Raw genomic sequence first — 22455 nt, 5'->3', positions numbered from 1 at the left:
CGTTACTTCGCGCGGCCCGCAAACCGTTCCATTGCCTTTTCGAAGCGCGGATCGCCGAGATAGCCGACGTTGAAGCGGAACCACGGCGAGACGCTATTCGCGTGCGCCGAGAAAATGGTGCCGGGCGCGAGAATCACGTGCTTGTCGAGCATCTCGCGTGCGAAGGCGATGGAGTCGTCGCAACCGGGCAGCCTGGCCCACAGGTACAGACTCTGATCGCTCACCTTGTAAAGCGTCGCGCCGCAACGCGTGAGCACTTCGACGCCATTGGCCGTCGCGCGCCGCAGCCGGTCTTGCAGGCGATTGGTATGCCGCAGGAAATGACCGTCGCTGACGATGGCGTCTAGCGTGCGTTCGCAGTATTCCGAGCTGCTGACGTGTGTGAGCATTTTCACGTCGGCCAGATCGCTTGCCAGATCCGCGCCGCACGCCAGAAAGCCGACCCGCAGTGCTGCCGATACCGACTTCGAAAAGCTGCCGACATAGATCGTGCGCCGCAATTGATCGAGCGCGCAGATGCGCGTGGCCGAGCGCGGCTTGAGATCGGCGAGGGCATCGTTTTCGACCACGATCAGATCGTGCGCTTCGGCAAGCCGCAAGATGCGATGGGCCTTGGCCGCGCTGATATCGGTCGCGGTCGGATTATGGCCGACCGATTGCGTGAAGAAGAGCTTCGGACGATGCGTCTTGAGCTGCTCTTCGAGCGCCACGATATCGGGCCCGTCCACACCGCGCGGCACGCCGACGATATTCGCGCCCGAGAGCTTGAGCTTGCCGAAGAGCGCGTAGTAACCGGGGTCATCGACGAGAACCGTGTCGCCCGCGCGCACGAAGTAACGCACGACCATGTCCATGGCCTGATTCGCGCCATGCGTGAGGACGATCTGCGGCGGCGCGGCCTCGATCTCGTATCCGGCCAGCTTTTGCTGCAAATGTTGGCGCAACGGCAGATAACCGAAGCGGCTGCCGTACCGAAAGAGCGACGCGACGCCCGTGCGCACCACGCGCTGATGAAAGTGATCGAGCCGCGTCTCTTCGAGCCACGCGACGGGCGGAAAGCCTTCGCCCACGTTAAGAAAGTCGGGCTTGCTCTGCAACTGTTCGCGCATGAGCCAGACGGAATCCATCGCGCGATCGAGTGTGGGCGCGTCTTCATCCGCTGGTTGTTGCCCGGCGACGCTCGCGACGAAAAAGCCCGCGCCGCGTCTCGGTTCGATCAGACCGCGCGCGGTCAACGCGTCGAACGCGCTGATGACGGTGTTTTTCGAGCAACCGTTCGCCTCAGCGTATTCCCTGATGGAAGGCAGTTTGTCGCCGGCGCGCAGGAGCCCGTCCTCGATCTGTCTGGCCAGATTGTCCGCCAGTGTTCCTGACAGGCTGGGCTTCTCATGGCGCATTGCATCTTCCTCTTGTCGCATGTTCGCGTCTGTCATGGGTACAGTACGCGCGCTGTCTTCTCGAATTGTACCTTTCCATTGGGTACAGCAAGCCTATTATTCGCCCAACCGCCGCACGCCCGCAAGCTTCGCGGACAACGGAACGGACATCCATCGAAAGAGATAAGAGGAAGACACATGACAGATTCGCAATTGCCCAACTTTCGCGCGATGTCACCCGCGCAGCGCCTGAGCCATATTGCCCAGGCGACTGGCATGGACGACGCCGAGCACGCGCTACTGAAGACGCCCGGCGCGCTGCCGCTCGAAACGGCGGACGGCATGATCGAAAACGTGATCGGCACGTTCGAATTGCCGATGGCCGTCGCAGGCTACTTTCAGATCAACGGTCGCGACGTGCTGGTGCCGATGGCGGTGGAAGAGCCGTCTATCGTCGCCGCAGCCTCTTATATGGCGAAGCTCGCGCGCGTGGAAGGCGGCTTTCGCACGTCGAGCACCGGTCCGCTGATGCGCGCGCAGGTGCAGGTGGTCGGCGTGTCGGACCCGTATGGCGCGCGTCTCGCTATCCTCAAGCATCGCGACGAGTTGATCGAGATGGCGAACGCACGCGACAAGGTGCTGATCGGTCTTGGCGGCGGTTGCCGCGATATCGAAGTACACGTGTTTCCGGAAACGCCGCGCGGCGCGATGGTCGTCGCGCATCTGATCGTCGATGTTCGCGACGCCATGGGCGCCAACACCGTCAACACGATGGCCGAAACCGTAGCCGGGCGTATCGAGGAAATCACGGGCGGCAAGGTGCGGTTGCGTATCCTCTCGAATCTCGCGGACTTGCGGCTTGCGCGCGCCTCCGTGCGCTACAGCGCCGCCACGCTGCAAACGAAGGAGTATTCGGGCGAAGACGTGATCGCCGGTGTGGTCGATGCCTATCTCTTCGCCGCCATCGATCCGTATCGCGCCGCGACGCATAACAAGGGCATCATGAACGGTATCGATCCGGTGATCGTCGCGACCGGCAACGACTGGCGCGCGGTCGAAGCGGGCGCGCATGCCTATGCGAGCCGCGGCGGCCGCTATACGTCGCTGACCACGTGGGAGGTGGCGAACAACGGCGACCTCGTCGGCACCATTGAAATGCCGATGCCCGTGGGGCTCGTCGGGGGCGCGACCAAGACGCATCCGCTCGCGCGGCTCGCGTTGAAGATCATGCAAGTCGAATCGGCGCAGGATCTCGGCGAAATCGCCGTGGCCGTCGGCCTCGCACAGAACATGGGCGCGTTGCGCGCGCTTTCCACGGAAGGCATCCAGCGCGGCCACATGGCGCTGCACGCGCGCAATATTGCGCTGGCGGCGGGCGCGAGCGGCGCGGATATCGACTGGGTCGTGAAGAAGATGGTCGCCGCGCGCAACGTGAGCGTCGACTACGGCATGAGCCTGCTGCGGGGGCCGCGCGATGCATGAGCTTCCGAAGCGCGTGCGGATTGTCGAAGTCGGTCCGCGCGATGGCTTGCAAAACGAGCCGTCGCCCGTCTCGGCAACGGTGAAGGCCGAACTGATCGAGCGTTTGATCGATGCTGGCGTGCGCTATGTCGAAGCCGCGTCGTTCGTCTCGCCGAAATGGGTGCCGCAAATGGCCGATGGCGCGCAAGTACTCGAGCGCGTGTTGCCGTCCGCGCGCCGCACGGGTACGACGCTCGCCGCGCTCGTGCCGAATCTCAAGGGACTCGAAGCCGCGCTCGCCGCACACGCGGATGAAGTCGCGGTGTTCGCGGCGGCGTCCGAGTCGTTCTCGCAGAAGAACATCAACTGCTCGATCGACGAAAGCATCGCGCGCTTCGAGCCGGTGATCGGCGCGGCGCGCGAGGCGGGCGGGCGCGTGCGCGGCTACGTGTCGTGCGTGCTCGGCTGCCCGTTCGAAGGCGAAATCGCGCCGGAAGCGGTCGCGCGCGTCGCCAAACGGCTTTACGATCTCGGCTGCTACGAGATCAGCCTAGGCGACACCATCGGTGCGGGCACGCCGCTCAAGACGCAAGCCATGCTCGACGCGTGCGCCGCGCAGGTTCCGCTGCAGGCGCTCGCCGGCCACTTTCACGACACGTGGGGCATGGGTGCCGCCAACGTGCTGGCCGCGCTGCAACGCGGCGTGGCGACCTTCGACAGCTCGGTATCCGGTATTGGCGGATGCCCTTATTCGCCGGGCGCGACGGGCAATGTCGCGACCGAGGACATCGTCTACCTGTGCGAAGGCATGGGCATGACGACGGGCATCGACCTCGACAAACTTGCGGATGCGGGCGCGTTCATTTCGGCAGCGCTCGGACGCGCAACATCGTCGCGCGTGGCGCGTGCACTGGAGGGCAAACGCCAGCGGGAAAGCGCGGCGCGCAAGGTTTGACGCACGACATCAATACGATACGAACTCCGTATAAGGAGGAGACATGGAACAACAACTCGCCGCGCCTCAGCGCGGTCATCGGGCAACGACGAACGCGGCCGAGGCCGACTACAAGCTCGTCGAAATCTGGGGCGATACCGTCGATACGCGGCATCTCGCTTGGTCGGTCGTGCTCGGCATCGCGATCAGCTATGGCGCGTTCGCGGCGGCCAATCGCGTGCTCGCGGCCTATGTACCCGACCCGGCGATGGCGCGCGCCTACGCAATGCTCGTCGGTCTCGCGGGATGCCTGGTTGCGGGCGCGGTCTGCGCGAAGCTGTTCCGCCCGAAGCGCGAAGTGATCGAGGAAGCGCATGGCGCGGCGGGCCGCGAGGAAGTGCTCGCGCAACTTGCGAGCGAAGCGGGTGGGCTCGGACGCGTCGCGGATCTGCCGCCCGCGGTGGCGGCGGAAATGAAGGAACTCGGCCTCTACGAACTCTTCGCCGATTACGAAAAGCGCGCCGATGTGCGCGAAGGAGCGCGCTGATGGAACCGCTCGTTCAACAACTGCTCGTCGCGCTGTCGATGGGTCTCATCGGCGCGGTCGTCTTTGCGGGCATCGGCCTCATCTCGGGCACGGACGAAACCACCACGCTCGCGCCGCTCACGCTGCTCGTCGTGTTGCTGGGTGTGCCGCCTGTCGGCGTATTCTCGTTCTTCATGGCGGGCGCGGTCTCCAAGCACATGACACACGCGATACCCACCGCGCTGCTCGGCATTCCCGGCGACACGCTCGCCACGCCGCTTCTGCAACAAGCGACGATGCTGCGCAATCTCGGCGTGCCGCACATTGCGCTGCGCAAGATGATCTCGGGCGCGATCATCGCGGCATTCGTCGCGGTCCCGCTCGCGGTGCTGTTCGCCGTGCTGCTCGCACCGTTCGGGCCGGTCATCACGAAGGCCGCGCCGTGGGTGTTTCTGGCGGCGGCCATTGCCATTGCATACTCTTCGTCGGGACGCTGGGCTTCGGTGCTGCTGCTCGTGCCGTTCGTGCTTTTGATCATCGGCTTGCAGGCGCTCACGGGCAAATACGGCGTCAAGCTCTCGGTCAGCTACTTTCTCGGCATCGCCATCGGGCCGCTTATCGCCGATCTCTTTTCGATACTTTCGCCCGTGGGCCGCGCACATATGCGGCGCGATCGTCCGCGCACGTTTTCGCTCGCGCCCGATGTGAAGGGCTGGAGCGGTTACTTCCCGAATCCGCTGAAGGTGCTCGATGGCCAGCAACGCGGCTGGGTCGTCGCGACCGCCGCCATCTCCAGCGCGACCTTCGTGTTCAGCCCGGTCGCGATGACGGTCGTGCTCGGCGAACTCGTCGGCTCGCGCGTGAAGCATGCGTATCACCGGCTCACGACCGTGATTTCGGCGCGTAACGGTGTGACCGAGGCCACGTATATCGCCGAGGCGCTGATTCCGCTCATCGCTTTCGGTCTGCCGCTGAGTCCGGTCGCGGCGGGACCGGCCGCGCCGCTCTTCAACGCGCCGCCGCGCTTTACCGTGGATACCGCGACGGGTCACATCAACAATCTTCACACGATGATGACGACTTGGCAGTTCCTCGGCTTCGGCTTGCTTGCAGTGGTGCTGGCGGCACTCGTGGCCTATCCACTGTCGATGAACTACGCGCATCGCGCGGCGTCGTTCGTCGCACGCAAGCTGAGTCACGAGGCGATCATCGCGACCTTCGTCGGCTTGATCGTGGTGATCAGCGTGTGGGAAGGGCAACTGCTCGGGCTGCTCGTGATCCTGACCGTGGGGCTGATCGGCGGACTGTTGTCGCGCTTGTTCGGCTTCAACACCGGCGTGCAGTTCATGGGCTACTACACGGCGGTCCTGAGCGTGCCGGCCATCACGAAGCTCTTCGGCGGCTAGCCGCGCGTGGACGTATCCTTGATGGTTCACGCCATCGAGGAGCGAATGTGACGAGTCAGGACTTGAAAGAGCGCGCAGTGTCGCCCCCCGTGGTGCGGCACGCCGCGCCGCAAGGTCCGTGCGATGAACTGATCATTCGCACGCAGCCTGAAGCGACCGATCGACCCTGCCGGCGCAAACAGCTCGCGCTGGCGGCGACGATCCTCGGTTCCAGCATGGCCTTCATCGACGGCTCGGTCGTCAATGTCGCGCTCTCGTCCATTCAAAGCCAGCTTGGCGCGAGCGTCGCGGCCATGCAGTGGGTCATGAACGCGTATCTGCTTTCCCTCGGCTCGCTCGTGCTGGTCGGCGGGTCGATGGGCGACAAGCTCGGCCGTCGCACCGTGTTCATCGCGGGCATCGCCATCTTCATGCTGGCTTCGGCGGTATGCGGCTTCGCGCCGGATACCGCGTGGCTCATCGGCGCGCGGGCGGTGCAGGGCATCGGCGCCGCGCTCCTCGTGCCGAGCAGTCTCGCGATCATCGGCGCCGTGTTCGAGGGCGAAGCGCGCGGACGCGCCATCGGCACATGGGCGGGCGTGGGCGCAATTACGTCGGCGCTCGGTCCGGCGGCGGGCGGCTGGCTCGTCGATGCCTACTCATGGCGCGCGATCTTCTTCCTCAATGTGCCGCTGGCCGCCGCGACCATCGCGCTCGCCATGCTGGCCGTTCCCGACAGCCACAAGCCCGACGCGACACAGCGCCTCGACTGGCCCGGCGCGGCCTGCGCGGCGGCGGGACTCGCGGCGCTGACCTATGGACTCACGGAAGCATCGGCACGCGGTTTCGTGAATTCGCTCGTGCTGTGCGCGCTGGTCGTCGGCGTGCTCGTGCTTGCCGTGTTCGTCGCGATAGAAGCGAAAAGCGCGGCGCCGATGATGCCGCTCGATGTCTTCCGCTCGCGCGACTTCAGCGGCGCGAACGTCGTCACGTTGCTGCTGTACTTCGGCTTGGGCGGCGTGTTGTTCTTCCTGCCGTTCACGCTGATTCGCGCCTATGGCTATACGGCGACGCAAGCGGGCGCAGCGCTCTTGCCGATGCCGCTCATCATCGGACTGCTGTCGCGCGTGACAGGCGGCGTGACGGGGCGCTTCGGCGCGCGCACATTGTTGACCGTGGGGCCGTGCGTCGCGGGCTTCGGCTTCGGCATGCTCGCGCTGCCTTTCGTGAGCGGCAGCTACTGGACGGGCTTTCTTCCCGCGCTCGTCGTGCTCGGCATCGGCCTCACGATCACGGTCGCGCCGCTCACGGCGGTAGTCATGGCGTCGGTCGAAAGCGAACGCGTGGGCGTGGCATCGGGGATCAACAATGCGGTTGCACGCGTGGCGAGCCTGCTTGCGATTGCGCTGCTCGGCATTGTGTTCGTGTGGTCGCACGACGCCGCGATGGCTTCCAAGGCAGCATCTGTCAGCGATGCCAGCGCGGTCGCCGGCGCATTGCGCGCCGTCGCGTTGCTGTCCGCGCTATGCGCTTTCGCAGCGGGAGGCGTCGCGGTCGCGACGATTCGCTCCGCCCGTTAAGTGTTGTTTATGTTCATTCGACGCTCGGCGGCGTGACGCGCGATGAGCTCGTCGAGCCGCGAAAGAAAGAGGCGCAAGGTCGGCGACTGATTCGACTTGCTATAGCCGACAGCCAGGTCGATGGTCGGTGCATCGCCTGCCAAGGGACGGCTGACGACCGACCACGGCATCAGGTTCTGAACGTACGATGGAATCAGCACGAGACCGCGCGTCGATGCCACGAGCGACATGACCATCGCCGGGTTATCCACGCTCTGCGAAGGCAAGATATGCACGCCCGAGCGTTCGAGATAATCGTCGACGACGGAACGCAGCACCTTCGCCTTGCCCGCCATGGCAATGAACGGTTCGCCCACGAGGTCTTGCGGCGCAATCTCGGCGCGTTCGGTCAACGCGTGATCGCTCGGCATCAACACGACGAGCGGTTCTTTATCGACGATGTAATACGCCAGATCGAAGTCCGGCTCCGCGCGCATGAAGGCGAGGTCGAGCTTGCCGCGCGCGACACCTTCCGCGAGTTCGGTCGAATAATCGCTCGATACCGTGACATCGACGTTGAGCAATTCGTCGCGAAGAATATGCATGGCGCCCGGAAGCCAGTTCATCTCCTGGCCCGTGAGAAAGCCGAGCGCGAAACGTTGCTTGCTTGGCGTCGCGGCACGGCGCGCGGCTTCGACGGCGGCATCGACCTGATTCAAGGCGATTTTCGCGTGCTCCATGAAGGCCTTGCCAGCGGGCGTCAGATCCACGCCGCGCGCGCTACGCTCGAAGAGGCGCGTGCCGACCTGATCTTCCAGATCACGGATCTGTCTGCTGAGCGAAGGCTGCGACGTGAACAGCCGCTGTTCCGCCGCTTCGGTCAGACTGCCGGTTTCCGCCACTGCAATGAAGTACCGCAGATGCCGCAGTTCCATGGGCTTCCCGTGCGAGTCGTTGAACGTATCACCCGGAGATTATCCGGGCAATCGTCCAACTGCACGAGTCGTCATGCGCGTTCAACGGTCAAAGCTTCGAGCCGCCGTCCACGTGTAGCGTCTCGCCCGTGACCCAGCGTGCGGCATTCGAAGCAAGAAAGGCCACGGCGTCGCCAATATCGTCCGGCTGCGCAATGCGTTTGAGCGCCTGAATGCCGAGCGTGAGTGCGCGGCCATCGTCGGTCTTCGTGAAGTTCGACATATCGGTTTCCACGACGCCCGGCGCCACCGCATTCACGCGAATGCCGCGTTCGCCGAGCGTCGCCGCGAAGTGCTTGACGAGCGTATCGACCGCGCCTTTGGTCGCGGCGTAAGCGGACAGCGAGTTCACGGACGCGCGCGCCACGAGCGACGACAGCAAGACCACGCTGCTGCCCTTGCACATCGCGGGAAGCAGTTGCTGCACGAGGAAGTAGGGCGCGCGCACGTTCACGGCGTAGAGCGCGTCGAAGTCATCGACGGTCGTATTCTCGATGCTCGCGGCCTTCGAGATGCCCGCGTTGGCAACCAGGATGTCGAGCCTGTCGCCGACCACTTCACGTACACGCCGTGCGAGTTGGTGCGGTCCGTCTGCATCGCGCAAATTCGCCTGCACTTTCTGCGCGGTGCCGCCTGCGGCGCGAATCTGCGCGACGACGGCTTCGGCTTCCTGTTCGCCGCTGCTGTAGTGAACCAGCACGCTCGCTCCCGCACGCGACAGCGCGAAAGCCGTTGCGCGACCGATACCGCGCGATGCGCCCGTGACGAGCGCGGTTTTGCCTGAAAGATCGTTCATGTCGTTGCTCCTTTGAATGGGGAAGAGAACGCGTCAGCCTGCGGTCTTGCCACCATCGACGGTGACGATCTGACCCGTGACGAACGAGGCCGTATCCGAAGCAAGAAAGACGATTGCGCGCGCGATATCGACGGGCGTGCCAACACGTCCAAGCGGCACCTTCGATGCAAGCGCGGCCTTGCGTTCGGCTGTTCCGGTGAAGCGATCGAGCATGCCGGTATCCGTGGGGCCGGGCGCCACTGCGTTGACGCGCACGCCGAGCGCCGCGACTTCGAGGGCGGCGGACTTCGTCATGCCTTCGACCGCATGCTTGCTGCCCGCATAGACCGACGCGAACGCCGCGCCTTCATGCCCGTAAGTCGACGACACGTTCACGATGCTGCCGTGCTTCTGCGCCTGCATGACGCGCAGTTCGTGCTTCATGCTAAGGAGCGTGCCGAGCACGTTGGTATCGAACGTCGATGCATAGCTTGCGGCGCTCTGATCGACGATCGCACCGGGCTGGCCTTCGGTGCCCGCGTTGTTCACGGCGGCATCGATACGGCCGAAGTGCGCGACGGCTGCATCGACGAGATCGCGCACGCTGTCTTCGTGGCGTACGTCGGCGGCAACGAAGAACGCTTCTGCACCGCGTTCGCGCAGTTCGGCTTCGAGCGCGCGTCCTTCGGCTTCACGCCGGCCCGATACAACGATGCGCGCGCCGCTGTCGGCAAAAGCAAACGCCGTTGCGCGGCCAATGCCGGTGAGCGCGCCCGTGATGAGAATGACTGGCTTGTCCATTTCGTGACTCCATGAGGTCTGAGAGAGACGGGGTTGCGTTGCAGGCCCGTCGGTGGACTCAAATGTAGGGCGCGTGCTTGCTCAAGAAAAAGACTTTCGAGGCAGCGGGCCATGCCTGCGAGGCATGGCGCATTGGGATCACGAACTGCCCTCGCGTTCGGGAAAACGCCACTCCTGTCCCGCGACGCTATGTGCGTCACGTCACATTCAATCGCCAGGCGCGAGTCTATAAAGACTGGTCGTGACCATCCAGACGTTGCGCGTCATTCGTCGTACTTGCGTACATTCGCAGCCCGCCCCCAACGGAGTTTCCATGAACACGACGATGAGCATGAGCTTCAAAACCCGAATGAAACGCACGATCAAATGGCGGCTGATCGCCGTGGTCGCCGCGTTGCCGGACTGGGTTCAGACGCTGCTCTTCGTCTCGTGGATCAGGCGCTTCGGCGAACGCGTGCCCGTCTTGCGCGTGCTTTATAACGGCTGCTATAGAACGCATCCTATCGACCGCATGCTCGGCACCGATACAGGCGGCATTTATCCGCCCGAATCCGACAGCGGCCCCGGCGCCGATGCGGGCAATCTACCGTATATGGGATCGCAGCCAAGCATTGTGCGGCATGCGCTGCAGCAACTCGGAGACGTGCGTGGCAGCACGTTCATCGATATCGGCTGCGGAAAAGGGCGGCCGATGATCGTGGCCACCGAGTTTCCTTTCGACGCCGTGCTCGGTTATGACCTGGCCGAGCCGCTCATCGAGATAGCGAACCGCAATGCCGAGATCGTTGCGCGCCGGTTTCCGCAGAGGATACGCATGCAGGCCTTCGTCGAGAATGCGCTCGAACTCGCATTTCCGAAGGGCGATCTCGTTGTCTTCCTGTTCAATCCCTTCGGCGCCGCGCTCATGGCAACGCTTCTGAACAATCTGGAGAAAGCGGTTGCAGATGCAACTATCCGCAAACTCACGGTGGTTTATATCTACCCCGTCTGCGCGCATGTCTTCGATCAATCGCCGATCTTGACGCGACACCTCTCGTGCTCGATTCCCTATGACAGTCACGAAATAGGCTATGGGGCAGAGTCGGAGCAGACTGTGATCGTCTGGAGCAACGCAGCACGAACGGACGTTTGAGTTCCGGCAATGTGCGCTAGTACACGTTCACTTTCGTTGGGTATTCTAAATATTCGTTGAACCCTGCGCGAAGTGAACCATACTTCCTTGGCATTTTCCGATCACTACTGCCACGTCGGCTGACTCATTAGAAGAGTCGGACGCGGAGCGTTCGCGGGCAATCCGCGGGCACGAGGGGACAAACATGGCTTCCACGATTACCCGGCGCTCGTTCGTCACGGGGACGGCGTCGGCGCTTGCGCTTGCGTCCATACCCGAACTCGGTTTCGCCGCGACGCCCAATGTCATACGGCTCGAATGGCAAGTCTTCAAGACAACGCCTCACTACGCGTCGTTTCTCAATGCCATCCGCACCATGCGAGCCACGGCCGACAGCAGCAAACCGGCATCATGGCAGTACTGGAGCAACGTGCATTCGAATTATTGCCCGCATGGCGTGGCGTACTTTCTGACGTGGCATCGCGGTTATATCTATTACTTCGAACAACAACTGCGCACTGTGTCAGGCGATAACACGCTGACGCTTCCGTACTGGGATTACTACACGTATCCCGTGATGCCCTCCGAATTCACCGATACCGCGAGCGGCAATCCCTTATACACATCGCGTGTGAACACGAACGTCTATCAGGCGCTCGATTTGAGCCCGTTCGCGCGCAGCGTCGCCAATTTTCAGCGCGGCACGAGCAACGCGTTCGAGACTAAACTGGAGAATGCACCGCACAATCCGGTGCATGACATCATCGGCGGATACATGGCGGATATCATGACCGCGCCGCTCGATCCCATTTTCTATCTGCATCATGCGAACCTCGACCGCCTGTGGAATGCGTGGTCGTTGCGCTCGACGAGCAAGGTTCCGGCGGCCAACAACAAGTACTGGTCCGGCAGCTTCACGTATGCGACCAACCTCACGATGACGAAGGCCAAGACGCGGACGACCACGGGGCTGGGATACGATTACGCTAACGATACCGTTCCAGTCATCTTGCTACCGCAAGCAGAACGCGGCGGAATCATTCGGGTTCAGGCGCAAATGTCACCCATAAGCGGACGTCCTCAGATCGGCACCTTTACCGCAAGCGCGGGGCGCACGGTGTCATCCACGCGGCGTTCGCTTGGCGGCGTGAAGGGCGTGGCCCTTGCCGACAACTCCATCAGCGCGCGCATTCCGCTTCAAGCCGCCAATGCCACGTTGCTGCGCGATACGCTTGCCGTGGCTCCGGAAGCGGACGACAGCAGCGCGGTCGAATCGCAAGCGCAGTCGCAGTCGCAAGCGGCCAGGCCCGCCGCTTCGGGATTTCGTCATGTGAATCTCGTGCTGGACGGCGTGTCCATGCCGGCGGCGGCACGTGCCGGCGGATTCTTCTACAACGTCTATGTGAATTTGCCCGCAACCGGCGACCCGGATGCTCAACGCGATGCTCACTTCGTCGGCACGCTCGGCGCGTTCGAGGTATCGACAGCGACGCATCACGGCGGCAGCTCGATCGAGTTTCCCGTGACTGAATTGCTCGCGCGCGCGGGCGTGGCGAACCCGAATGAAGTGGTCGTGTCGTTCGTGCGCGTGAGCGGTGTGAATGCGGTTAAGGGAACGGCGATATCCATCGGCGAGATGCGCGTCGAACTTGCCGCGGATGCCCCATAAGCCGCGCTCACTGCGTTGTTTTCTGTCCGTTTCTCGCGGTGAGTTGCTCGTACACGTCGTGCGACACCGCGAGCAATTGCGGCCGTGCAATCGCGCCCGATACCGCATAGCCGAAGTCGCCATCGACCCAATAGAACACGTTGACCGAGCCGTCCTGATACAGCTTGAACGCGGTGACGTCGCGGCTCACTTTGCGATGAGACACGTTGAGCGTGATGCGTTCGCCATTGGCATCGTGATACATGAACTGCGCGATAGGACCTTCATCGCCGGGCAAGAGACGGCCGCCCATCAGATTGAAGCCCACGCGCGTGAGCACGGGCGCGTGCACGTCGGTGCCGAGGCGGCTCGATAGCCACTTCACGAGTTCTTCTTCCTGATCCGCACCGACTTCGACGGGACGCGTGACCATTGGCGCATACGTGACATAGGCGATAGCCGATTGCCGCGCGAACGATTCGTCGCGGGAGAGGCTGACGTGACGAAGCGAAGCGTTCTCGCCGTTCGGCATGAGCATGTCGCGCGCTGTTTCGCTGAACATGCCGCCCACGCCGATGCCGATACCCAGCACGAGTGCCGCAGCAAGTCCCGCAAAGCGCGGCCAATTCGCGGCTTCACGTCGACCCGCATCGACCTTCGTGACAGTGCTGGATGCCGATTCGAGCGGCAGCACGAGACGTTGCGGCAGCGGCTCTTGCAATACGCGATCGTACCGATCATGCAGCATGCTGTTGAGCGAAAAGTAGTCGCTCACGCGGCCCGCGAGCGCGTCGTCGGTTTCAAGCAGCCGATCGATTTCCTCGCGCCGGTGTTCGGCGATCACGCCATCCACGTAAGCCTGGATTTCGTCCTCGCTGACGGAAGTCGATTGTCTGTTCATCGCACCACCTTCAATTGAGCGCTGTCCTGCTTGCCTGCCATTAGCGCGCGAAGCCGCTCGCGTCCGCGCGAAAGCCGCGACATTACCGTGCCGAGCGGTATTTCGAGGGCGAGCGCCACTTCCGCATAGCTCATCTCTTCGAGCCCGACAAGCAGCACCACTTGCCGCTGTTCGATGGGCAGACGCTGCAGCGCATAGTCGAGATCGCGCATTTCCAGCGATTGCGTGTCGCGGCTAGCCACCGCGAACTCGCTTTCGTCGATAGCTTCTTCATCGACGGAGACATGCACGGCTCGCGCATCCGCACGGCGCGTTTGATTGGCGAACACGTTGTGCATGATCGTGAAAAGCCACGCGCGCAGGTCGGTGCCGGACTCGAATTTTTCGGTGTTGCGCAGGGCGCGTTCGAGCGTGTCCTGCACGAGATCGTCGGCGAGTTCCTGATTGCGGATGAGCGCACGCGAATAGCGCCGCAAACGCGGTACGTGGTCCATCAATTGGTCTCGCACGCTCATTGCGGCTCCTTGCAGCGGGCGGTTCGATTGGTGACGCGTGCTTTCACGAGGCATTCCCTTGCATGTTCTGTTGCTTCGCCAGCAAGTCGGCCGCGCGCATCAGTCCTTGCGTGCCCGCTCTAGCGCCCACCACTGTGCGCACGCCAGCGGTCGAAGTCCATTCGAGAAGGCGCGCCGCATCGATTCTATGCGCCTGCCACGGCGTTCGCATGGATGCCGCGGGTGCGCGCATCGAGAGCAGGACGAGCGGTTCATTTAAAGCGTTGCGATAGGTGATTACGCTGACCGTCGAGAAAGCGCCGAGCGTCACGTTGCGTATGCAGGTAGCGCGAAATCCAAGCGACGAAAGATCGGGCGCGGCAGCGGCGGGAACGGGCGTTGTCGCTGTTGGTGCATCTATCGATAGTGCTTCGACAGCTGCGCGTTCGAGCGCCTCATCAGGGACGCGCACGGTGACCCAGATCGCCGAGATCATGAGCGCGAAACACGCCAGGATCGCCGCGAGTAACCGGAAGCGCAGGTCGATCGTGGGACGGCGCGATGCTGGTTGAGCGTGGCTGACGTCGTACATCGAACGCAGTTGCACGTTCAGTCGATCGTAAAACACGACTCTGCGCGCTTCATCCGGCCGCCGCGCCAGATAGGCGTGCAAGCGCTCCGTCCGTTCCGACGCGAGTACGCCGTCCGCGAAAGCCTGGACATCTGCTTCGGATAGACGCATTTCAGAGGGCGGATTCACGATTGCGGGCCTGTTCGAAGATCGGGTCAATGACGCAAACAGCGCCACGCCGCGTTTATTCCGCAAGACGCGAAATATTTTTGAATGCAGCGGCGGGCGAGCTTGCGGCCATCAGGAACCGGCGTAGATATGGCAGAAGCTGTAGGGCCCCACGCATTGCGAGGCGCTCATGTTCATGCGTGCGTTGCCCGAGTCTCTCGTGGACGCGGCGCCGCCGTATGAGGTCGTATCTGCCGACTTTGCATGCGCAACCTGGTTCTGATAGATCGGGCTGACGTCGGGATACGAGGCATCGACCACGAGTCGCGAGCCGTTTTGCTCGGCCTGAACGAGTTGTGCGCGAACTTCGGCGCGTGTGAGGCTCTGCGCGAAAGCGCCTGAGGAGAGGACGAGTGCGGCGGATACAGCGGCGAGTTTGACGAGGTTCATGTTCGGCTCCTTGAGCGTGTTTAATGGGCTTGCATGTAGACAAACAACCGTTGCGGCGAATCTATTCCCGAGAATTTTCGGCATGAACGTGCTTGCTGACTGAGGGTCGGTCACTTCGCTTTGTCATCGCGTGCGAGCAGTGCGCGAATCTTCTGCTCGGTCTGCGCGTATTGACCTTCGCCGAAGTGGCTATAGACGAGTTTGCCGTTCTGATCGATGAGATAGAACGCTGGCCAGTATCGATTCCCATAGGCCCGCCATGTCGCGAACTCGTTGTCTTGCGCAACGGGGTATTCAATGCCATTGCGAACGATGGCTTTCCTGAGATTGCCCGTATCGCGTTCGAAGCCATACTCGGGCGAATGCACGCCCACCACGACGAGCCCTTTGTCGCGATAACGCGCATGCAAGTCCTTCACGTAGGGCAGCGTGTGAGCGCAATTGATGCAGTCGAAAGTCCAGAACTCGACGAGCACCACCTTGCCGCGCAGTTGCTTAAGATCGAGCGGCGCGCTGTTGAACCAGTTGTCGATACCCTTGAAGTCCGGCGCGTTTGCACCGTTCGCTACGGTTGCGGTAGCGGGCAACGAGACATGAGTGGATGCGAAGACCGCGAACGCCGCGCTGCCCGCGATGCCCGCTGCAACAGCGGCGATCTTGAAACGACTGTACATGATTTACTCCTTTGGAGTCGATGTCAGGTCGTATTGGATCGCGGCGGTGTATCTCGCTTGTGGTGGTTATGGATCGGCGTGTGTCGCTCCAGGATGCGGATACGCTGTGATACGAAGAGTATCCGCAAGGCATCAGCATGACGACGCTGTAGCGCAAGCTCAATGGCTCGCGTTGTACGTAAGATAGCGCCAGACGAATTCATCGCCGATGCGCTGCACCTTGCCTGCTGAGGTCATCGGGAAATGCGCGGGAAAGACCGTTGCATTCGTCTCGGCTGCATGGTTCAAGAGCCATTCGCGCGAAGCGCGTGCGAGATCAGGTCGAAGGCAGAAGGTCGAACCGAACTGCGGTCTTGATACTTGCAACGGGCTATGCATGACATCGCCCGAGAAGAGCGCACGCTCGTTGCCGGACGTTATCTCTATCGCCATGTGTCCCGCGCTATGCCCGAAGGTTGGCCAAAACCGGATGCCTTCGCGAAGGATTGCGCCTTCGTCCGGCACGGTAAGCGCGATGCCCGCATCGATCAAAGGCGCAACGCTGTCATCGAACACCATGCGTCGCGGTGCGCCCGCGGGCGTGTCGAAGAACGCGCGCTCACGTTCGCCGAATACATGAGTCGCGTTGGGAAACACAGGCGTCCAGCGCCCGTTCTCCCAATGCGTATTCCAACCGACGTGATCGACATGCAAATGCGTGAGCAGCACATAGTCCACGCGATGCCGGTCGAAGCCCGCCGCTTCGAAACGCTGCAACACAGGGTTGTCGAGCCGGTCGAATAGCGCACTGAAGGGTCTTGGCTTTCCGTTGCCGATGCCCGTATCCACCACGAGCGTCAGCCCGTCGATCTCGACGACCCATAGATGTGTGCGTAGCGTCACTTGCTGATTGTCCGAACCGATGCTCGCCAAATCTTCGTTGGAAAACAACACGTCGGCCCTTAACGAAAATTCCGTTTCGTCGATACGCGTGACCCGCATTTCATTAAGACGCCAGTCGAGCGCTGTGTTCATGCGTTCTTCCTCGTAGTCGATGCAATGCGCGTCGTCGCCAATGCGTAAAGCAGGGCGCTCGCAAGCGCGGATACACCGCCGACGATGGCGAGCGCCGTGCCTAAGCCGGCATGCGCACCCGCGAGATGCTCGTTGAGGTAGCCTACCGCGAGCGGACCGACGCCGCCGCTTATCGCATTGGTCATGAAGACGAGCAGCGCGATCGAACGGCCGCGCATGCGATTAGGCACGGCGATTTGCAGCGGCACGGGTGCGAGCGCCATCGCAATGCTCGCGGCGAGCGCGCATGCGCCGTAGAGCAAGATCGCGAGCGTGCTGTTGGTCACGAGCGGCATGGCGATGGCGGCGGGTACCAGCGCGGTCACGGCACATGTCGACAGCATGAGGACTTTGTGTAGCGTGCGTTCGTCGGTGACGCGCGCGGCGAGCATGCCAGCAAGCGCCACGCCCATCATGCCGCCGATCATGTATGCAGGCGCGGCCATCTTTCCGACCATGGCGGGCGCAAGATGAAAGTGCCGCATGAGCAAGGTGGGAAACCACGCGGCATGCGAATAGAACAGCGTGATGAGCGCGACATAAGCGGCAAAGTACGGTGCGCAGAAGCGATTGCGCACGAACAGTTCGGCGAGCACTTCGCGTAGCGAGGGCAGAGCTTCATCAAAATCCGTATTGGCGATGCTGATAGTCGTGGCTTCGCGTCTTGCCGGCTCGCGAATCGTCAAGGCAACGAGTGCTGCCAGCACGAGTCCTGGTGATCCGACGAGCACGAAAACCGCTTGCCACGGCTGAAAGCCATGCGCGGCGAGCCATGTGCTCACGTCGCCGCCAGCGGCGGATAGCAGCATGCCGCCGCCGAAGAGTGCAAGCCCGCCGCCGATATACGGTCCCAGCATGAAGACGCTGCTCGCTCGCGCGACCTTACGCGGCGCGAAGATATCGCTGAAGATGGAGAGCGCCGCAGGACTCAGCGCCGCTTCCGCGATGGCGGTTCCCGCGCGCGCGAACAGCAGTTCCGTGAAGCTCGTCGCGAAGCCGCAAAGAGCCGTGGAAATGGCCCAGATCGCGACGCATATGGCGATCAGCCTGACGCGATTAGCGCGATCCACGAGACGCGCGACGAACACACCCGCAGTCGCATAGCACATGGTGAACGAGAAGCCTTGCAGCAGGCCGATTTGAGTATCGGTGATGCCGAGCGTGAGCTTGATCGGCTGCACGAGAATGCTGACGATCTGACGGTCCAGATACGAAAACGCGAAGCACGTGAAGAACAACAGCACGACGTACAGCGGATGACGGACGTCGAGCGGGGCATCGGCGTTAGAAGCCGACGCAAGCGGATGAGCGCTCATGCGAATGCTCCTTGAAATCAGTCGAGGGATGCTTCGGCGGCAAGAAGCGCAATGCAATCGCCAGCTTCGACGCGGGCAAAGGTGCGCGCACACATCACGCGACCATCGCCACGAAATGCGATGTCGCGCGGCGCGCGCCACGGTTCTTGTGGATCGAAGAGACGGCCCGCGAGCTGACCCGAGCGCACTTCGTCGTTCAAGGCGAAGGCGGGTTCGAAGACGCCCGCATGCGGCGCATACACGTAATGCTGCGTGCCTTCCACGCGTAGATAACGCGTCCTGGGCGGCGCATCGTGCGCGGCATCGTGCAATACATCGAGGCGATGCAGCACGCGCTGCAAACCGCTTTCGACGATAGCGAGATTCGCCGCGTCGCAACCGGCATGGCCGCCGAATTCGCCGCATAGGAAGAGCGTGTCGTGGCGTTCGGCCGCGGCTGCGAAGGTGCGATCCTCGCCGAGCAGATCCATGATCATGGTGTAGGGCGCGCCGAACGCGCGCACCAGATCGAGATAGCGCGCGCGACGTGCGGCATCGCCCGATGGCGGCGATGCAAGCAGTGTCGGCGCATGTTCGAAGCTCGCGCCGCCCGCGTGCAGGTCGATGACGACATCGGCGCGCGGCAGCAGTTCTGTCTCGACATAATGCGCAATCATCTCGGTCGGCTTGCCGTGACGTGAGCCGGGGAAGAGCCGGTTGAGATTGCCGCCGTCGATAGGCGATGTGCGCGAGCCATTCACGAACGCCGGAAAATTCAGCCCCGGTATGACGATGATACGACCTCGAATCGAAAGCGATGGCATGCGCTGCATGAGCTTCATCAGCGCGACGGGGCCTTCATATTCGTCGCCGTGATTGCCGCCGGTAAGAAGCACCGTGGGGCCGTCGCCCGCGTTCAGGACGGCGAGCGGAATGGGGATATGACCGTATGCGGAACGGTCATGCGACCACGGTAGACGCAGTGTGCCGGTCTGAAAACCGTGGCGTTCGTAGTCGATATCGGTTGCAATGAGCGAGGCTGTAGTGGACATGAGCGGATCTCGAATCGAGTAGGTTCGTATCCACTATTGCCGACGAAATATCCGCTGGCCAATGCCGTTTTCTGCAGCGGGCGATGCCTTCAGGGCATCACGCTTCAGGGTGCTTTTGCGCTTCGAGCAGTTCGATGAAGCGTTGCAATGCCGCGCTGCCGTGCTGCGCAAGAAAGCAGAATTCGAGCGGCAACGGCACCGACAGGTCCTCCACTTCGACGAAGCGCACGCGTGCGGGCGGACGTTCGCGATTGGCCGCATTTACGAGCGCCGCGCCGACGCCTGCCGCGACGAGCGAGAGAATCGCGGTTTCGGTGGCGGCTTCCTGGCGAATATTCAGCGTGAGACCGCGCTCGGCGCACGCGGAGATGAGGCGGTCATAGTAGGCCGCATAGACGTGTCGCGGAAACGCGATGAACGGCAGCGCGGCAAGCTCGCTTGCACGCACCCTGGCTTGCGCGGCGAGCGGACATTGCTCGGGCACCGCAAGCACCACGTTCTGTTCGAGCAGCCGGATGCTGGCGAAGCCATCGGGCAGCGCGCCGAAGCGGTAACAAAAGCCGCCTTCGAGCCGTTCGGCGGCGATGGCATCGAGTTGCTCGGGCGTGTTCATCGGCTGCAATTCGAGCGCTATGTCGCGAGCGTTCTGCTGAAACGCGTTGAGCGCGGACAGCACGAGACCGCTCCACGATGCATTCTCGACGAAACCCACACGCAAACGTCCTTGTTCGCCCGATGCAATGCGATGCGCGAGCCGGTTCGCGGCATCGACATGGGCGAGGATCGCGCGTGCTTCGGAGAGATAGGCGATGCCGGCAGCGGTCAGCTTCAGGCCGCGCGGCGTGCGTTCGAAAAGCGTCGCGCCGATGGTCTGTTCGAGATCTTGAATCTGCCGGGAAATGGCGGGCTGCGTGACATGCAGATGCTCGGATGCGGCGCGCACGCTGCGCAATTCGGCAACGGCAATGAAGTAACGAAGATGGCGCAGTTCCATGTGTTGGTCGGGCGTGAGACGGCCATGTGAGCGGTGAGAGACACGAAGAAGTCTCTCACTTTGCCCAAGGAACTGCGATGCGAATGACCTTGGAAGAAGGCTTGGTGTTATGCGGCACGCGCCTGCAACGCGGCGCTTTCTTCGCGCGCGGCCTTTGCGGCCTTGGTCTTGCCTGCACGCGACGGCGGCTGGCAGATTCCGCAGACCATGCCGGTCGTGATGTCCTGCGAGTGCGCCACGAACTTGCCGTGGCAGCGCTTGCAGCCCGCGAGGCGCAGCATGCCGGCTTCCTTGAAGCGCACCAGCGTCCATGCGCGCGTCAGGTCCATTTGCAGCGGCTCGCCTTGCATCGTGAAATGCTCGGCATAAAGACCATAGGCGCGGCTCAAGAGATCGACGCGGTCCAGTTCGCGGCTGTTGGCTTCGAGAAACGCATAGACATTGGCGAACATGGATGCATGGATGTTCGGCCCCCATGTCAGATACCAGTCGGCGGAGAAGGGCAGCATGCCCTTGGGCGGTGAAGCACCCTTCACTTCGCGATAGAGGCGAATGAGACGGTCGCGCGAGAGCTTCGGAAACTCCGACTCGAGCACTTGCATGCGTGCGCCGAGCTTGATCAGCGTAACCGCGCGCAGTACCTGGCTGGCGTCGTCGGCGAGACTCTTCGTCGATGCAGTCGTGCTCATGTTCAGGCCACCAAAAGCGATGCGTTGGATGCGGCAGAAGCGCTTTGCGCGCGTTCCGTGAGACTGGCGAGGCCCGTGAGCAGCGCATCGCCGCCAAGGCGGAAGAAGCACAGCAGTTGCGACGACGAAGCCAGCCGCACGGTCTGATCGGGCGACAACTGCGTCAGCGTTTGAGCCATTTCGGCGGACAGGCCGAGATGAGCCTGCGCCGCGTCCCGGTCTTCGGTCAGCACACGCTGCGCGAGCAGCAGATAAGACAGGTTCAATTCACGAATCGAATCGAGGGTTTGGCTGTCGTGCGTCATGGCGTTGGACCGAAGTTGACTGTGACGGGGAGTGTCGGAAACATCAGTTGTTTCAGAGCACGGAACCGATTGTGAGGCGATTCTATTTGTCATGCAACACAATGTTACAGAGGCAAACCTTTGCGATCGGACTATTTTGAGTAGGCAAACGTTTATGGAGAGAAGATAAATACTTTATTGGCGTCCTGTCCGGCGAAAGAATCTTCTCGCATGGACGGAATATGGGTCCGCCAGTGACGCTTCTAGTCTGATCAATCGTAAATATTTCCGCTGGTTCAAGAAAATGCTGCTCAGGCCTTTGATCGTTGAAAAAGTCACTTTCGGCAAAATATTCCGTAAAAATTTCTTTCGCCTGATGTATGAAAACGACAGAGTTACCACCCGTGAGGCGGAATTGTTTCCGCAAAACTTGAATTCAGATGTGATTCGGCGGTTCTTCACAGAAGGTTGTCGGCAGGCGAAAACGAGAGCGGGTATCTGCAATGCAACAATTTTGGCCGGGTTTTGTCATCCCTTCTCCTCAAGGCGCTCGGGCCGCCGAGATGCCGCAATTGCTTGCACCGCCTGCCTCGGCGGGGCGTTCTGCAGTCTAGTTCTTCCCTATCTTGGTTTCAGCGCGCATCTATCGTGCAGCACTGCAACAATTCTGAAGCAAGTCTTTAACGGGCTCAAAAACATTGCCATTAAAAAAGCACCACTGGCCGATAAAGGCGCGCAAACGCTAAAACCGGTATTCGAGAAACACTGAAAGACGCTTGAAATGTAAGCAGGATCATTAAGCGGCGATTTAACGTGTTCGAAACTGAATCATTTTTCATCGCCCGCACTTCGTATGGCCCGGCACATTCCGGCTGACGCCTTGCTGGTATGAGGATTGAGGGCTCCTGGCACGCCTCTCGCTTATGTATGACAAAGCACGGTAAATAGTCGCGAACGGGAATCGAACAAGCGGCTAACGGTGCTACGGGGCTGGCCCTGAGGTTTCGATGATCGCCGTCAGATGCGATCACGAAACCTCAAGTGGCCAGAAAAAAGCACAGCGCAATGCGCACAGACCAAAAAGTCAAAATCATGTTGAGCCTTCAATCAGACCTGCACGGCAACCATTTGTTGGGCGCGCTTCCGGCGCAAGAATGGCAAGCAATCGCTCCTCATCTCGAACTCGTCCAGTTGCGCACGGAACAGTTGCTTTGCGATTCCGGACAACGCATTCACCACGTGTACTTCCCGACCACGGCTATCGTCTCGCTTCTGCATAC

General features: G+C 61.9%; 23 protein-coding genes and 1 pseudogene. 9 read left to right on the top strand and 15 right to left on the bottom strand.

From position 1 onward, the window contains the following. Window positions 1-2 precede the first annotated feature (2 nt). Window positions 3-1397 carry an aminotransferase-like domain-containing protein gene (locus tag NCR98_RS23100; protein ID WP_244831786.1) on the bottom strand — a complete coding sequence of 465 codons (1395 nt, stop codon included), beginning with the start codon at window positions 1395-1397 and terminating at the stop codon, window positions 3-5. On the opposite strand from NCR98_RS23100, the gene NCR98_RS23095 reads away from it, so the two are divergent. The 5 genes from NCR98_RS23095 (at window position 1389) to NCR98_RS23075 (ending at window position 7262) form a co-directional block, all read left to right on the top strand. Then, on the top strand, window positions 1389-2858 hold the full coding sequence (locus tag NCR98_RS23095) for a hydroxymethylglutaryl-CoA reductase, degradative (RefSeq protein WP_284503930.1): 1470 nt from the start codon (window positions 1389-1391) through the stop codon (window positions 2856-2858). The genes NCR98_RS23100 and NCR98_RS23095 overlap by 9 nt on opposite strands. Further along, window positions 2851-3792, top strand: coding sequence for a hydroxymethylglutaryl-CoA lyase (locus NCR98_RS23090; protein ID WP_250527447.1), 942 nt, complete (start codon window positions 2851-2853; stop codon window positions 3790-3792). The genes NCR98_RS23095 and NCR98_RS23090 overlap by 8 nt, the downstream gene beginning before the upstream one ends. A gap of 43 nt (window positions 3793-3835) precedes the next feature. Continuing rightward, on the top strand, window positions 3836-4318 hold the full coding sequence (locus tag NCR98_RS23085) for a hypothetical protein (RefSeq protein WP_250494921.1): 483 nt from the start codon (window positions 3836-3838) through the stop codon (window positions 4316-4318). After that, a complete protein-coding gene (locus NCR98_RS23080) occupies window positions 4318-5703 on the top strand; it encodes a tripartite tricarboxylate transporter permease (RefSeq protein WP_250494922.1) in 1386 nt (461 codons plus the stop codon). The genes NCR98_RS23085 and NCR98_RS23080 overlap by 1 nt, the downstream gene beginning before the upstream one ends. 77 nt (window positions 5704-5780) lie before the next feature. Further along, window positions 5781-7262 carry an MFS transporter gene (locus NCR98_RS23075; protein WP_250527446.1) on the top strand — a complete coding sequence of 494 codons (1482 nt, stop codon included), beginning with the start codon at window positions 5781-5783 and terminating at the stop codon, window positions 7260-7262. Here the strand turns inward: NCR98_RS23075 and NCR98_RS23070 are convergent. The 3 genes from NCR98_RS23070 to NCR98_RS23060 all read right to left on the bottom strand — a co-directional run bounded on the left by NCR98_RS23070 (window position 7259) and on the right by NCR98_RS23060 (window position 9791). Then, a complete protein-coding gene (locus NCR98_RS23070) occupies window positions 7259-8176 on the bottom strand; it encodes a LysR family transcriptional regulator (RefSeq protein WP_250511453.1) in 918 nt (305 codons plus the stop codon). The two genes, NCR98_RS23075 and NCR98_RS23070, sit on opposite strands and share 4 nt — an antisense overlap. Before the next feature lie 88 nt (window positions 8177-8264). Beyond that, on the bottom strand, window positions 8265-9011 hold the full coding sequence (locus NCR98_RS23065) for an SDR family NAD(P)-dependent oxidoreductase (protein ID WP_250527445.1): 747 nt from the start codon (window positions 9009-9011) through the stop codon (window positions 8265-8267). Window positions 9012-9044: 33 nt separating this feature from the next. Next, on the bottom strand, window positions 9045-9791 hold the full coding sequence (locus NCR98_RS23060) for an SDR family NAD(P)-dependent oxidoreductase (RefSeq protein WP_250494925.1): 747 nt from the start codon (window positions 9789-9791) through the stop codon (window positions 9045-9047). A gap of 313 nt (window positions 9792-10104) precedes the next feature. Between NCR98_RS23060 and NCR98_RS23055 the strand changes: the two genes are divergently transcribed. Beyond that, on the top strand, window positions 10105-10923 hold the full coding sequence (locus tag NCR98_RS23055; protein ID WP_250469846.1) for a class I SAM-dependent methyltransferase: 819 nt from the start codon (window positions 10105-10107) through the stop codon (window positions 10921-10923). Between the two features lie 184 nt (window positions 10924-11107). Beyond that, window positions 11108-12571, top strand: a complete 1464-nt coding sequence (locus NCR98_RS23050; protein ID WP_250527444.1) for a tyrosinase family protein — start codon at window positions 11108-11110, stop codon at window positions 12569-12571. Window positions 12572-12578: 7 nt separating this feature from the next. On the opposite strand, the gene NCR98_RS23045 is transcribed toward NCR98_RS23050, so the two are convergent. The 11 genes from NCR98_RS23045 to NCR98_RS22995 all read right to left on the bottom strand — a co-directional run bounded on the left by NCR98_RS23045 (window position 12579) and on the right by NCR98_RS22995 (window position 21196). Then, window positions 12579-13451, bottom strand: coding sequence for an anti-sigma factor family protein (locus tag NCR98_RS23045; protein ID WP_250527443.1), 873 nt, complete (start codon window positions 13449-13451; stop codon window positions 12579-12581). Continuing rightward, on the bottom strand, window positions 13448-13966 hold the full coding sequence (locus NCR98_RS23040; RefSeq protein WP_244831775.1) for an RNA polymerase sigma factor: 519 nt from the start codon (window positions 13964-13966) through the stop codon (window positions 13448-13450). Before NCR98_RS23040 ends, NCR98_RS23045 begins: the two co-directional genes overlap by 4 nt. 43 nt (window positions 13967-14009) lie before the next feature. Beyond that, window positions 14010-14705 carry an anti-sigma factor family protein gene (locus tag NCR98_RS23035; RefSeq protein ID WP_244831774.1) on the bottom strand — a complete coding sequence of 232 codons (696 nt, stop codon included), beginning with the start codon at window positions 14703-14705 and terminating at the stop codon, window positions 14010-14012. Between the two features lie 111 nt (window positions 14706-14816). Beyond that, complete coding sequence (locus NCR98_RS23030; RefSeq protein WP_244831773.1) at window positions 14817-15134, bottom strand: DUF4148 domain-containing protein; 318 nt, start codon at window positions 15132-15134, stop codon at window positions 14817-14819. 110 nt (window positions 15135-15244) lie between these two features. After that, the gene (locus tag NCR98_RS23025) at window positions 15245-15808 is read right to left on the bottom strand and encodes a thioredoxin family protein (protein WP_250527442.1); all 564 of its coding nucleotides are present in this window, start codon (window positions 15806-15808) and stop codon (window positions 15245-15247) included. A gap of 159 nt (window positions 15809-15967) precedes the next feature. After that, window positions 15968-16822, bottom strand: coding sequence for an MBL fold metallo-hydrolase (locus tag NCR98_RS23020; RefSeq protein WP_250527441.1), 855 nt, complete (start codon window positions 16820-16822; stop codon window positions 15968-15970). After that, entirely contained in the window at window positions 16819-18177 is a 1359-nt protein-coding gene (locus NCR98_RS23015; RefSeq protein ID WP_250527440.1) for an MFS transporter, read from the bottom strand. The genes NCR98_RS23020 and NCR98_RS23015 overlap by 4 nt, the downstream gene beginning before the upstream one ends. 17 nt (window positions 18178-18194) lie before the next feature. Beyond that, window positions 18195-19208 (bottom strand): succinylglutamate desuccinylase/aspartoacylase family protein, encoded by a 1014-nt coding sequence (locus tag NCR98_RS23010; RefSeq protein WP_250527439.1) that lies wholly within the window; start codon window positions 19206-19208, stop codon window positions 18195-18197. A 97-nt stretch (window positions 19209-19305) separates the two neighbouring features. Next, window positions 19306-20202, bottom strand: coding sequence for a LysR family transcriptional regulator (locus tag NCR98_RS23005; protein ID WP_250511463.1), 897 nt, complete (start codon window positions 20200-20202; stop codon window positions 19306-19308). Window positions 20203-20309: 107 nt separating this feature from the next. Beyond that, window positions 20310-20891 (bottom strand): flagellar transcriptional regulator FlhC, encoded by a 582-nt coding sequence (flhC, locus tag NCR98_RS23000; RefSeq protein ID WP_244831767.1) that lies wholly within the window; start codon window positions 20889-20891, stop codon window positions 20310-20312. Window positions 20892-20893: 2 nt separating this feature from the next. Further along, on the bottom strand, window positions 20894-21196 hold the full coding sequence (locus NCR98_RS22995) for a flagellar transcriptional regulator FlhD (protein ID WP_250469837.1): 303 nt from the start codon (window positions 21194-21196) through the stop codon (window positions 20894-20896). A 283-nt stretch (window positions 21197-21479) separates the two neighbouring features. Here NCR98_RS22995 and NCR98_RS22990 point away from each other — a divergent pair, with 283 nt between their 5' ends. Next, window positions 21480-21944, top strand: coding sequence for a hypothetical protein (locus NCR98_RS22990; protein ID WP_250527438.1), 465 nt, complete (start codon window positions 21480-21482; stop codon window positions 21942-21944). A gap of 323 nt (window positions 21945-22267) precedes the next feature. Then, window positions 22268-22455, top strand: a pseudogene (locus tag NCR98_RS22985) (Crp/Fnr family transcriptional regulator); the annotation flags it as partial.

This window comes from Caballeronia sp. GAWG2-1 (assembly GCF_023631405.1).
Lineage (GTDB): Bacteria > Pseudomonadota > Gammaproteobacteria > Burkholderiales > Burkholderiaceae > Caballeronia.
The sequence above is the reverse complement of the archived record's forward strand: the minus strand, read 5'-3'. Positions and strand labels throughout refer to the sequence as shown.